The 12608-nt window shown below is 61.2% G+C and carries 12 protein-coding genes and 1 tRNA gene; 7 read left to right on the top strand and 6 right to left on the bottom strand.

Annotated features, from left to right (window positions below; genetic code table 11):
* Positions 1-40 precede the first annotated feature (40 nt).
* Positions 41-1105 (top strand): tRNA (adenosine(37)-N6)-threonylcarbamoyltransferase complex transferase subunit TsaD, encoded by a 1065-nt coding sequence (tsaD, locus tag OP500_RS01015; protein ID WP_238745436.1) that lies wholly within the window; start codon positions 41-43, stop codon positions 1103-1105.
* Between the two features lie 80 nt (positions 1106-1185).
* Here tsaD and OP500_RS01010 read toward each other — a convergent pair whose 3' ends face one another.
* The gene (locus tag OP500_RS01010; RefSeq protein WP_238745439.1) at positions 1186-1563 is read right to left on the bottom strand and encodes a hypothetical protein; all 378 of its coding nucleotides are present in this window, start codon (positions 1561-1563) and stop codon (positions 1186-1188) included.
* A gap of 359 nt (positions 1564-1922) precedes the next feature.
* Positions 1923-3041, bottom strand: coding sequence for a biotin synthase BioB (gene bioB / locus OP500_RS01005; protein WP_238745442.1), 1119 nt, complete (start codon positions 3039-3041; stop codon positions 1923-1925).
* A gap of 60 nt (positions 3042-3101) precedes the next feature.
* Here bioB and OP500_RS01000 point away from each other — a divergent pair, with 60 nt between their 5' ends.
* The 5 genes from OP500_RS01000 (at position 3102) to OP500_RS00980 (ending at position 6926) form a co-directional block, all read left to right on the top strand.
* Positions 3102-3344 (top strand): hypothetical protein, encoded by a 243-nt coding sequence (locus tag OP500_RS01000; RefSeq protein WP_274069925.1) that lies wholly within the window; start codon positions 3102-3104, stop codon positions 3342-3344.
* A 336-nt stretch (positions 3345-3680) separates the two neighbouring features.
* Complete coding sequence (gene menA, locus OP500_RS00995; protein WP_274069924.1) at positions 3681-4589, top strand: 1,4-dihydroxy-2-naphthoate octaprenyltransferase; 909 nt, start codon at positions 3681-3683, stop codon at positions 4587-4589.
* 313 nt (positions 4590-4902) lie between these two features.
* A complete protein-coding gene (locus tag OP500_RS00990; RefSeq protein WP_274069923.1) occupies positions 4903-5103 on the top strand; it encodes a hypothetical protein in 201 nt (66 codons plus the stop codon).
* Between the two features lie 251 nt (positions 5104-5354).
* A complete protein-coding gene (locus OP500_RS00985; RefSeq protein WP_274069922.1) occupies positions 5355-6386 on the top strand; it encodes a YeiH family protein in 1032 nt (343 codons plus the stop codon).
* Positions 6387-6566: 180 nt separating this feature from the next.
* Complete coding sequence (locus OP500_RS00980; protein WP_274069921.1) at positions 6567-6926, top strand: hypothetical protein; 360 nt, start codon at positions 6567-6569, stop codon at positions 6924-6926.
* A 302-nt stretch (positions 6927-7228) separates the two neighbouring features.
* Here the strand turns inward: OP500_RS00980 and argS are convergent, their stop codons facing one another.
* On the bottom strand, positions 7229-8938 hold the full coding sequence (argS, locus tag OP500_RS00975; protein ID WP_274069920.1) for an arginine--tRNA ligase: 1710 nt from the start codon (positions 8936-8938) through the stop codon (positions 7229-7231).
* A gap of 60 nt (positions 8939-8998) precedes the next feature.
* Positions 8999-10405 (bottom strand): leucyl aminopeptidase, encoded by a 1407-nt coding sequence (locus OP500_RS00970; protein ID WP_274069919.1) that lies wholly within the window; start codon positions 10403-10405, stop codon positions 8999-9001.
* A 289-nt stretch (positions 10406-10694) separates the two neighbouring features.
* Here OP500_RS00970 and OP500_RS00965 point away from each other — a divergent pair, with 289 nt between their 5' ends.
* Positions 10695-11660 (top strand): siderophore ABC transporter substrate-binding protein, encoded by a 966-nt coding sequence (locus tag OP500_RS00965; RefSeq protein ID WP_238745466.1) that lies wholly within the window; start codon positions 10695-10697, stop codon positions 11658-11660.
* A 119-nt stretch (positions 11661-11779) separates the two neighbouring features.
* Here OP500_RS00965 and OP500_RS00960 read toward each other — a convergent pair.
* Both OP500_RS00960 and OP500_RS00955 read right to left on the bottom strand, forming a co-directional pair.
* A tRNA-Asn gene (locus OP500_RS00960) sits at positions 11780-11855 on the bottom strand.
* A gap of 159 nt (positions 11856-12014) precedes the next feature.
* On the bottom strand, positions 12015-12578 hold the full coding sequence (locus OP500_RS00955) for a YceI family protein (RefSeq protein ID WP_238745470.1): 564 nt from the start codon (positions 12576-12578) through the stop codon (positions 12015-12017).
* Positions 12579-12608: the final 30 nt, after the last annotated feature.

Raw genomic sequence — 12608 nt, 5'->3', positions numbered from 1 at the left:
AGGCAGCCTTCAGGCTGCCTTGTTTTACGGTTTTTACTTTATGTTAGTCCTCGGCATCGAATCCTCCTGCGACGAAACCGGCGTCGCCCTTTACTGCAGCAAACGCGGCCTGATCGGCAACGCGCTGCACACCCAGATGGCCATGCACGCCGAATACGGCGGCGTGGTGCCCGAATTGGCCAGCCGCGACCACATCCGCCGGCTGGTGCCGCTTACCCAAGCCTGCCTGGCCGAAGCCGGCGCAGCTTACGGCGACATCGACGCCGTTGCCTACACCCAAGGCCCCGGCCTGGGCGGCGCCCTGCTCGCCGGCGCCTCCTACGCCAACGCGCTGGCCTTTGCTCTCGGCAAACCGGTGCTGCCGGTGCACCATCTCGAAGGCCACCTGCTCTCGCCGCTGCTGGCCGACGAACGCCCCGAGTTCCCTTTCGTCGCCCTGCTGGTTTCCGGCGGCCACACCCAATTTATGGCGGTGCGCGGCATCGGCGACTACACCCTGCTGGGCGAAAGCGTGGACGACGCCGCCGGCGAAGCTTTCGACAAAACCGCCAAACTGCTCGGCCTGCCCTACCCCGGCGGCGCCAAACTCTCCGAGCTGGCGCGGCTCGGCACGCCCGACGCCTTTTCCTTTCCCCGCCCGATGCTGCATTCGCACGACTTGCAGATGAGTTTTTCCGGACTCAAAACCGCCGTGCTCACCGCCGTGGAAAAAGCCCGCGCCGCGCACGGCGGCAGCCTGCCCAATTCCGTGCGCAACGACATCTGCCGCGCCTTTCAAGACGCCGTGTGCGACGTGCTGGTGCACAAAGCCCGCCGGGCGCTGCTGCAAACCGGCTACCGCACGCTGGTGGTGGCCGGCGGCGTCGGCGCCAACTGGAAACTGCGCGCCGAATTGGGCAGCCTGAAAGTCAAAACCGCGCCCAAAGCGCCGGCCGAAGCCGTGCGCACCTTTTTCCCGCCGCTGCCGCTGTGCACCGACAACGGCGCCATGATCGCCTTCGCCGGCGCCATGCGGCTGCAACACCAAGTCCAAGCCGCGCAGCCGGCCGCCGCCTTTAACGTCCGCCCGCGCTGGCCGCTGGACGAGCTGGTGCAAACGGCCTGAAAGCTGCCCGCGCAAAAAAAACGCAGCCGGTCGCAGCTGCGGATACAAACTTCAGGCTGCCCGCAGGCAGCCTGAAAACTTTACCAATACCACCACGGATAGCGCAGCGGGCTGTACCAGTCGTCGTAAAAATCGCGCGCCCTTTGCAGGCGGATTTGCGAAATGTGGTTTTGCCAGGCCATTTTGTAGCAGGCTTGGAACATCGGGTTCGACACCTTGTCCACATAACGCAGCCTGAACTGCTCGCGCTGCTTGGCATTGGCAAAGGGCGGCGGATTAAACTGCTCGGCCATCAGCTTGGCGGTTTCCTCGTCGCACTGGCTGGCCAATTCCACCTGCAGCGCCTGCTCCTGCCGCTTCTGCGCCGCCTTGCGCGCCGCCACCTGCTCCGGCGTGGCCGCGCACGCTCCCAATACCAGCGCTGCCGCCAGCGGCAGCCATATTTTCAGTTTTTCCATATCCGCGTCCTTATCGGTCAAAACCGGCGCGCCCGCCAGCGGGAAACGCTGTAAAAACAAGCCTAAAACGGTTGGAATCATACGCCCGCCGCCCCTGCCGCGCAAGGGCGCGGCAGCCGCTTTTTCGCGCCCTACCAAGGGCAGGGAGATAGCCGCCGCCTGTGGACAAACGGCCGCCGTTTCGTCCCCTCCCCTGCGCTTGCGCGGGGGAGGGTCAGGGTGGGGGTGGCAGTTCGCAGAACTGCGTTTGCCGATATCCCGCAAAAGTTTCTACAGCGGCCTGCGCCCCCACCCCAGCCCTCCCCCGCAAGCGGGAGAGGGAGCTAGGCACCTACCGTTTTCAGGCTGCTTTTACCGCCTTAAGCCGCGCAGCCGCAGCTGCCACCTGCCCCGCCGCCGCAACAGCCGCCCCGTGCCGCCAGTGCGGCGGCGATGTCGCTGCCGTCGGTTTCAGGCTGCCTTTCAGGCTGCCCCGATGCGCCGTATTGCAGCGGGTACAAATCCAGTTTGGCCATCAGCAGGCGGTCGCTGTCGGCTTCGGGGTTGTCGGTGGTCAGGAGTTTGTCGCCGTAGAAAATCGAGTTAGCGCCGGCAAGGAAACACATCGCCTGCATGGCTTCGGGCATGTCGCTGCGCCCGGCCGACAGGCGCACATAGCTTTGCGGCATGGTGATGCGGGCAACGGCGATGGTGCGCACGAATTCCGTCCAATCCAAATCTTCGGCGTCGGCCAGCGGCGTGCCTTCCACTTTGACCAACTGGTTGATCGGCACGCTTTCGGGCTGCGGGTCGAGATTGGCCAGGCTGGCGATGAGTCCGGCGCGCTCGGGGCGGCTTTCGTTCATGCCGACGATGCCGCCGCAGCAGATTTTCAAACCGGCTTTGCGCACTTTGCCCAGCGTGTCCATGCGGTCTTCGTGGCGGCGGGTGTGGATGATGTCGTTGTAGCGTTCGGGGTCGGTGTCGAGATTGTGGTTGTAATAGTCCAGCCCCGCGTCTTTGAAGTCTTCGGCCATGCCTTCTTCGAGCAGGCCGAAGGTGCCGCAGGTTTCCATGCCGATACCTTTAACGGCCTTGATAATGGCGGACACGGTTTCCACGTCTTTAGGCTTGGGCCCGCGCCAGGCGGCGCCCATACAGAAACGGCTGGCGCCGCGCGCTTTGGCGATGCGGGCTTTTTCCAGCACGGTTTGTACATCCAGCATCTGCGATTTTTCCAGGCCGGTGTTGTAGTGGGCGGACTGCGGGCAGTATTCGCAGTCTTCCGAGCAGCCGCCGGTTTTCACCGACACCAGCGTGGAGAGCTGGATTTCGCGCGGGTCGAAATGGCGGCGGTGCACTTGGGCAGCCTGAAAAACCAGCTCGAGAAAGGGCAGGTTGAACAGCGCTTCGACGTCGCACTTTTTCCAATACTGCGCGGTGGGATGGGGACGGGTTTCGAGACTGCGCCGCAGCGCAACGGGGGAGAGTTTGCTCATCGGTAGTTTCCTTATGGTTTGCGGCGTCACAATGTCGCCGACGGGCGGCCGCGGGTCGCAATGTCCCGTGCCGCCGGTTTGAAAAGCGCGCAGTATAGCGGTTTTGGCGGTGGCGGCGTATGGGATTTGGAAAACGGCGGCAACCTGAAAACCGAAGGCAGCCTGAAAACTCCGCCAAGCCCACCGGTAACGTCATTAGCTGCGCAAGTCCGCTACGCTACCCTCGCGCAGGCGGGAATCTTGGTGGCATCCCAGCAGCGGGTTGTTTTTTCAACCATTACCGCCTGCGCGGGGATAGCGTAGCGGACTGCGCAGCCAATAACGGTACTTTTGCAACGGCATTTCTTCTTTTCAGGCTGCTTTGGCATTTGCCCGTTTGTTTTGTCCCGCCCAAACAGCCGCCGTTTCGCGGCAGACGCGGACGGCGGCAGGTACAAACGCCTGCTTCCCAATCACAACCGGCTGCCGCGTAATTCCCTGCCCCGCGCTGGAGCGCCGTTTGTAGGTCGGGCATTTATGCCCGACAAGTTCCGTTCACAAAACGTCGGGCATCAATGCCCGACCTACTGCCGGAAACCAAAAGGCAGCCTGAAAAACCTATAATCCGCCTTTCCCGCTTTCAGGCTGCTTTTCCCGCTGATGAAACCGTTTTTCCAACTGATACGCCCCCGCACCCTGCCGCTGGCGGTCTCGGTAACGCTGGCCGGTACCGCGCTGGCCGCCCGCCACGGCGCGCTGCGTGCCGATGTGTTTGTGCTGGCGCTGGCCACCACCCTGCTGCTGCAAATCCTCTCCAATCTCGCCAACGACTACGGCGATGGCCTGCGCGGCACCGACCGCCTGCGCGCGCCCGATGCTCCGCCGCGCCTGTCCGCCGGCGGCGGCATCAGCCCGCAGCGCCTAAAACTCATGATGGCCGCCACCGCCACAGCCGCCGTGGTTTGCGGGCTGGCGCTGCTGTTTGCCGCCCTGCCCGGCCGCTTTGCGCGGCTGGTTTTCGCCGCCCTTGGCGTTTTGGCGCTTGCCGCCGCACTCGGCTACACCCTCGGCCACCGCGCCTACGGCTATCACGCCTTGGGCGAAGTCGCCGTCTGGCTCACCTTTGGTTTGCTCGGCATCGGCGGCCACTTTTACCTGCAGGCGCAGGTGTGGAATGCCGCTGTGCTGCTGCCCGCCTGCGGCAGCGGCCTGCTCGCCGCCGCCGTGCTGCACACCAACAATATCCGCGACATCCGCAGCGATCGCGCCGCCGGCAAACGCACGCTGGCCAACCTGCTGGGTTTTGCCGCTGCCAAACGGCTGCACACCGCGCTGGCCGGCGGCGGACTGCTGTGCTACGCCGCCTACGGCCTGCTCACCCCCGCCGCCCTAGGCTTTCTCGTCTGCCTGCCGCAGGCCGCCGGCCATCTCGCCCGCGTCCGCCGCGCCCCCGACTGCGCCGCCGCTGGCCGCGAACTCTCTGCCGCCGTTATCCTGCACACCCTGGCCACGCTTGGCCTGTCGGCCGGACTCTTTTGCGCGGCATGGGCGGGGTGGCAGGCAGCCTGAAAAGCCTATTTGAATTGCGAACAGCAAAAAGGCAGCCTGAAAGCCGGATAACGGTTTTCAGGCTGCCTTTGCTTTCAGCGGTCGCTTGGCTTGGCGGGGAACTCCGGCATGACAAGATTATCGGTTGTCTGATCCGAAAATCCGTCCTGGCCGCCCAATTGCCGTTTGTTACGGCAGCCCGCTTTTTTTATTGCTGTTTTTCTGCCTCAAATTCAACATAAACATCAACACCGCAAAAAATATCACGCTTGACAGAGCCGTTTTCAAAATATCGGTTTTTCCAAACAGCAGATAATCAACAAGAGAAAAAACAATGAAAAAAACCAACGTGGTTATTATTTGTAGAAATCAACAGCGTTGTTTACACTTTTCGGATTTCGGATGTAGACCCAACTGGCAGGTTTTGCCGCTTGTCAAGAATGCCGCAAGACACGGCGAAGCCGCATGGTTCTTGATAAGCGGCAAAACCTGCCAAATCATCATGCAGCCGAAAAACGAAAGCCGGGCAGCCTGAAAAAGTGTAAACAACGCGACCTTTTCCAACATCTCCCCCATCAGGCCGCAAGCGTTACTTGAGCCTGATGGGGGAAATGGTATCTACCCGCAAGAAACAGGCTTTCAGGCTGCCTGAACGTGTGGATTATCAGGCAGCCTGAAAGCCCATCAGCATTTGTGCCCCGGCCGATTGTTTGCGCCGATACACGGTGCTGCCGCCTACCGCTAGCCGTATAATTAAGGCATAACAAAAACACCCAAGAGAACACCATGCTGCCCCTTTCCCGTTTGTGGCAACTGATTCCGCCGACGCTGGCGGCGGTGCTGTGCATGTATCTGGCCGCGCTGCCGCCGCTGGCGCAAAACGGCATCAGCCCACTGACGCTGGCGATTGTGCTGGGCATGGCGCTGGGCAACACCGTAGCTGCGCCCTATCTGCCGCGCATTACTGAAGGCATTGCGTTTAGCAAGGGGCAGCTGCTGCGGCTGGGGATTGTGCTTTACGGTTTCAAAATCACTTGGGCGCAGCTGGCCTTTGCCGGCTGGCCGGCGCTGTTTGCCGATGTGGGCGTGGTGTGCGGCACTTTTGCGCTGGCGCTGTGGCTGGGGCGGCGGCTGGGCATCGATCGCGATACGGCGGCGCTGGTGGGCGCGGGCAGCGCGATTTGCGGCGCGGCGGCGGTGCTGGCCGCGCAGCCGGTGCTTAAAGCGAAAGAAGCGGATGTGGGCGTGGCGGTGGCGACGGTGGTGGTGTTCGGCACGCTGGCGATGTTTGTTTATCCGCTGCTGGCGGCGCTGCTGCTGCCGTCGGTGGCGGACGCCGACGCCTGCTTCGGCTGGGGCATCTACACCGGCGCCAGCGTACACGAAGTGGCGCAGGTGGCGGCGGCGGGCGCGGCGGTCAGCCCGCAGGTGGCCGATGTGGCAGTGATTACCAAAATGATCCGCGTGCTGCTGCTGGCGCCGTTTCTGCTGGCGCTGCCGTGGCTGATGCGCCGTTTCGGCGGCGGCGCGCCGGCGGCACAAAAAGGGGCGCCGGCGCTGCCGTGGTTTGCGCTCGGCTTTCTCGGCGCGGTGGCCGCCAACAGCCTGCTGCCGCTGCCCGATACCGTCCGCCACGCGCTGCTGACCGTCGATACTTTTCTGCTGACCGCCGCCATGTTCGCGCTCGGCCTGTGCACGCACTGGCAGAGCATCCGCCAGGCCGGCGTGCGCCCGCTGCTGCTGGCAGGCATGCTGGCGCTGTGGCTACTGCTGGGCGGCGGCACGCTATCGTATCTGGCGCTGCGGCTGTTTGCTTGAACAGGCAGCCTGAAAGGCTTTGCCCCATTCCTTGAAGCAAGTTGCATAGGTCGGATTCTCGAATCCGACAGCCGGCCGCAAGGGCGGCATTTGGGCGGGAACGGGAAATGTCGGATACAAGTATCCGACCTACGCGGCCGTATTTAAAGCGTTGGCACAAATATCTGTTGCGAGATAAAAATGGGCAAAAACATTTTCTTCAGCGTGGGACATCCGAATCAGGATTACGGCATTCTCGGAGAATACATTAACAGCAGCGCTTGGGAATGCATCGGGGAACTGCTGGATTGGGCGTTGCTGGCCAAACATCCCAAACTTCATGAAATGATTAAAGGAGAATCTTACTTACTGGGGTTTTATTCCTTTACCGAACTGGATAAAGAGCAATTTAATGTGGTTGTCTGGGAAGTTAGGGCACTGGTTGCCAACTTGGAACATCCCAGTGATTTGGAAAAAAACTGCATATCCGCTTGGAATGAATACGTTGAGCCTTTTTTAGCGGCTGATTCCCGCTACGAAGCGGAACCGCCGTTTGGATAAACACACCGGCTGCTGCATAGCGGTTTTAACGGCACAAAGGCAGCACGTAGGTCGGATTCTCGAATCCGACAGCCGGCCGTAAGGGCGGCATTCAGGCGGAACGAGAAATGTCGGATACAAGTATCCAACCTACGCGGTAGGGTGCCACACCGCGCACCCAAAGCAGCCTGAAAAACGGGAATTCCGTTTTTCAGGCTGCTTTGGGTTTGGCCAAAACCGTTTGCGCGTCCGATACCGGCGGGCCGATAAAAGGCGCCGCGGCCTGTAAATGCGGCGGCGCCGTTTTCAAGCTGCCTGCTGCTTTACATCACGTCCAAAACTTCGATGCCCAAGAGTTCCAAGCCCTGCTTCAGCACCCGGCCGGCGAGCTCGGCCAGGCGCAGACGGCTGTTGCGCTGGGGGGCGTCGGCTTTGAGTATCGGGCATGCTTCGTAGAAGCGGGAAAACAGGGTGGCGGTTTGGTAGAGATAGGCGGCCAGATGGTGCGGCTGGGCGCTGTCGGCGGCGGCTTCGAGTACGTCGCCAAAGCGCAGCAGCTCGAAGGCAAGCTGTTTTTCGGCGGCTTCTTCCAGCACGATACGGGCATCGTGCGGCCAGTCGCCGGCTTTGCGCAGCAGGCTTTGCACGCGGGTGTAGGCGTATTGCAGGTAGGGGGCGGTGTTGCCTTCAAACGAGAGCATGGCGTCCCAGTCGAAAACGTAGTCGCTGTTGCGGTTTTTGCTCAAGTCGGCGTATTTGACGGCGCCGATGCCGACGGCGCGGCCGACTGCAGCGGCATCGGCTTCGGGGTTTTTCTGTTTGACCAGCGCGGCGGCGCGTTCGACGGCTTCATCGAGCAGATCGACGAGTTTCACGGTGTCGCCGGAGCGGGTTTTGAAGGGGCGGCCGTCTTTGCCCATCATGGTGCCGAAGGCGATGTGCTCGGCGCGGACGTTTTCAGGCAGCCAGCCGGCGCGGCGGGCAACGGTAAACAGCTGCTCGAAATGCAGGCTCTGGCGTTTGTCCACCACATACAGCAGGCGCTCGGCGCTAAGCGTGCCGACGCGGTAGCGGATGCAGGCCAAATCGGTGCTGGAATAAAGAAAGCCGCCGCCCTGCTTTTGCACGATAAAGGCGGCCGGCTCGCCTTCTTTGTTTTTGAATTCTTCCAGAAAGACGACTTTGGCGCCGTCGTCGTCCACCGCCAGTTTTTGCGCGGACAATTCGTCCACCACCGGCTGCAAATCGGGGTTGTAGAACGATTCGCCGCGCACGTCTTCAGGCTGCAGCAGCAGGCCGAGCGTTTGGTAAACCGCCTGCGCGTGGCCGAGCGAAATCTCGACAAACTGTTTCCACAGCGCCAACACGTTTTCATCGCCGCCCTGCAGTTTCACCACATAGTCGCGGGCGGCGTCGGCAAAGGCCGGGTCTTCATCGAAACGCACTTTGGCGGCGCGGTAAAACTGCTCCAAATCGGAAAGTTCAAACGCGGCATTGTCTTTTTGCTGCTCGACCAGATAGGCCACCAGCATGCCGAACTGGGTGCCCCAGTCGCCCACGTGGTTTTGGCGGATCACGCGGTGGCCGAGAAAGCCGAGCAATCGGGCGATGCTGTCGCCGATAATGCTCGAGCGCAGATGGCCGACGTGCATTTCTTTGGCCAGATTGGGCGACGAATAATCAATCACCACGGTTTGCGGCGCGTCGGTTTGATCGACGCCGCAGCGCTCGCCGTTGAGCGCGGCTTCGACCTGCTGCGCAAGAAATCCGGCGTTCAGGCGCAGATTGATAAAGCCGGGGCCGGCCACTTCGGCGCTGTCGATTTTCAGGCTGCCTGCAAGCGCGTCGGCTACCTTTTGCGCCAGCTCGCGCGGGTTTTGCTTCAGCGCTTTGGCGGCGCCCATCACGCCGTTGATTTGGAAATCGCCGAACTCGGGGCTTTTGGCCGGCTGCAAAACAATCGGGCTGCCGCCGATGCCGGCCTGCTTAAAGGCGGCTTCGACTTCTGCAGCAACGGTTTGGTGTAGTTTCATGGTGTCGCTTTCCGAAGTTCAGGCAGCCTGAAAAGACTGCCTGCGGGGTCAAAACGGTTTTCAGGCTGCCGCGCGCTCGCGCAGAAACTGCATCAGCAGCGGAACGGGGCGGCCGGTGGCGCCTTTTTCCTTGCCGGATTTCCACGCGGTGCCGGCGATGTCCAGATGCGCCCAGTGGTAATTTTGCGCGAAATGCGCCAGGAAGGTGGCGGCGGTAATGGTGCCGGCGGGGCGGCCGCCGATGTTTTGCAGGTCGGCAAAATTGGATTTGAGCTGTTCTTTGTATTCGGCAAACAGCGGCAGCTGCCAAACTTTGTCGTTGCAGTTTTTGGCGGCGGCGGCCAGGCTGTCGGCCAGCGGCTGGTGGTTGGCCATCAAGCCGCTGGCGATGTGGCCGAGCGCGATGATGCAGGCGCCGGTGAGGGTGGCAACATCAATCACAGCGGCGGGCTGGAACTGCTCGCTGTAAGTGAGCGCGTCGCACAGCACCAAGCGGCCTTCGGCATCGGTATTGAGGTTTTCGACGGTGGTGCCGTTCATAGTGGCAACGATGTCGCCGGGCTTGCACGAGCCGCCGTCGGGCATGTTTTCGCAGGTGGCGACCACCGCGCGCAGGTTAATCGGCAGCCGCGCTTTGGCGGCGGCAACGAAAGTGCCGATTACGCTGGCGGCGCCGCACATATCGTATTTCATCTCGTCCATGCCTTCGCCGGGTTTGAGCGAGATGCCGCCGCTGTCGAAGGTTAAGCCTTTGCCCACCAGCACCACCGGTGCTTCTTCGGCATTTGCCGCGCCCTGCCAGCTCAGTTCCAAGAGTTTTGGCTCCTGCACGCTGCCTTTGGCCACCGACCAAAACGACGGCATGTTTTCGCGGATGTAGTCGCCACCGAGAATTTTTGCCGAAGCGCCAAACTGCTCGGCTTCGGTCTTACCGCGCTCGGCCAGATAAGTGGGCGTGCAGACGTTGGGCGGCATATTGCCGAGGTCTTTGCACAGGTTGATACCGTAAAGCAGCGCGTCGGCTTCGTCCAAAGCAGCCTGAAGCGCGGCAGTGTCGGCGTGGACAAACTCGGCTTCAGCAAGCGCGGCGGGCTGTTTTTCGGCTTTGAAATGGTCGAAACGGTAAACCGCTTCGCCCAGCGCCAGCAGCAGCGCGGCGGCGGCGCGGGCGGCAGCGGCGGCATCCAGCGCGCCCAAGTCGATGCTCAGCGCGTCCTGCTTCTGCGCCCAGGCGGCGGCTTCTTTGGCGCCTTTTTGCAGGGTTTCGATATTGTCGTCGGCCAAGCGCAGCAGCGCGGCGGCTTTCAGGCTGCCTGAAAGCGCGATTTGGGCAGCGGCAAAACTGGTTTTGTCGTCGAGTTTCGCCGCCAGCAGCGCGGCGGCTTCACCGGCGGCGGGGCGTGCCGGGGTGCAGACGGACAGTTGTGCCGCATCGGCGCGGCTGTGGCTGGCAACGGTAAATCGCATTGTTCTTCTCCGGATAAAAGGCGCGTCGGCGCAAAAGGCGTGCATTTTATAGCGGATGATTCGATTATTCCATACGCGGCGCAGGCAGCCTGAAAAGCGCCGGGCAAAGGTGCGGTTTCAGGCTGCCGGCAAAGGGCGCCCGGCAGCGAAAGGTTTTCATTTCCGAGTACGGCGTGGTATGGTTACGCCCTTTTAAACCCGTGCCGCCGCGTTGCCGCTTCGTGCCAAGCCCGTTTGGCGCTTTCAGGCAGCCTGAAAGCCGCGCCGGCCGTTTTTCGGAGTAAGCCACATGAAAAAATCCCTAACCGCCCTGCTGTGCGCCGCCGCCCTGGCCGCCTGCGGCCAACAACAGCCGGCCGACAATGCCGCTTCCGGCACTACCACCGCCGCATCGCTGCCGGCAGCGGCCGCCGGCATGGTCAATATCGACACCAACCGCGGCCCCGCCCAAGTGCCGCTCAAACCCGAGCGGGTGGCGGTTTACGACTGGGGCGTGCTCGACACCCTGGGCGAATTGGGCGTGGAAGTCGGCGCCAGCACCGAAGAAACCAGCATCGAATACCTGCGCGACACGGTGGCCAAAGCCAAGCACGTCGGCACGTTGTTTGAGCCGAACTACGAAGCGCTCAACGAATACCAGCCGCAGCTGATTATCACCGGCGCCCGCACCGCCAAAGCCTTCGACCAGCTCAGCCAGATCGCGCCCACCATCGAAATGACGGTGGACAACACCGATGCCGTTGCCAGTGCCAAACAGCGCATCGCCGCGCTGGGCACGGTTTTCGGCAAGGAAGCCGAAGCCAAAGCACTGGAAGAGAAGCTCGACAAGGCCTTCGCCGATGCCAAAGCCGCCGCGCAGGGCAAGGGCAAAGCGCTGGTCATCCAAGTGAGCGGCGGCAAACTCTCGGCCTACGGCGCCAACTCGCGGCTGGGCGGCTGGCTGCATAAAGACATCGGCGTCGAGCCGGTCGATACCGCCATCAAAGAAGGCAGCCACGGCCAGCCGGTTTCGTTTGAATACATCAAAGAGAAAAATCCCGACTGGCTGTTTGTGCTCGACCGCACTTCCGCCATCGGCGAGAAAGGCGAAGCCGCCAAAGACGTGCTTAACAACCCGCTGGTGGCCGAAACCACCGCGTGGAAAAAAGGCCAGGTGGTTTACATCCAGCCTGCCGCCTACCTTTCCGCCGGCGGTGCCCGCCAGCTGATCAACAGCGCCAAACAGGCGCAGGAAGCGTTTGAAAAAGCAAAATAAGCCGCCACGCAAAAGCAGCCTGAAAACCGCATATCCGGTTTTCAGGCTGCTTTTTTGGGTTTTACGCACGCCATCAGAGCAAGAAAAAAACCACCTGAACGTATCAGGTGGTTTGAATCTGGCTCCCCGACCTGGGCTCGAACCAGGGACCTGCGGATTAACAGTCCGTCGCTCTACCGACTGAGCTATCGGGGAAAGAAGACGGCATTATAGCGTGGGAAACTTTTTCGTCAAGCGGCGCGCGGTAAGAAAATCAAACGCCTTTGAATGGACAAGGTTTATTTTTGCCGTGCGGATGCAAAAGGCAGCCTGAAAGGCAAAAAGCGCGTTTCAGGCTGCCTGAAAAGGCCGGATTTACTGCTTAAAGGCTTCGATTTGGATTTGGATGCCGACGGTTTTGGTCATGCCGGCATCAACCAGATAGTTCACGCCCCATTTGCTGCGATCGAGCGTGGCGGAAAAATCGCCGCCGCAGGTTTCGACTTTTTTCATCGGGTTTTGGTAGCAGTTGAATTTGTTGGCTTTAAGGGTAACGGGCTGGGTTTTGCCGTTCATGGTCAGGCGGCCGGAGACGGCGCTGACTTTTTTGCCAACGAAATGGAATTTATCCGAAACAAAGCGGATGTTCGGATGTTTTTCGGCGTTGAAAATATCGGCCGACAGCAGGTGTTTGGTGAAATGCTCGGAGCCGGTTTGCAGCTTGTTCAGCGGAATGGTGATGTCGATGGAACCGCTGCGTTTGGCAGCATCGAATTTCACCGTGCCTTCAAGCTGGTAAAAACCGCCGACATTGGTGCTGGTGCCGAAGTGGTCGATGGCAAAACGGGCGTTGGCGTGGTGCGGGTCGATTTGGTAATCGGCGGCGGTGGCGGCCGCAGCGGTGGCGGCAAGCAGCGCGCACAAAATCGTTTTTTTCATGGTGTTTTCCTTAAGCTCGGTTGTAGAAAA

The sequence above is a fragment of the Kingella sp. SNUBH-2017 genome (assembly GCF_028680565.1).
GTDB lineage: Bacteria > Pseudomonadota > Gammaproteobacteria > Burkholderiales > Neisseriaceae > Kingella_D > Kingella_D pumchi.
The sequence above is the reverse complement of the archived record's forward strand: the minus strand, read 5'-3'. Positions and strand labels throughout refer to the sequence as shown.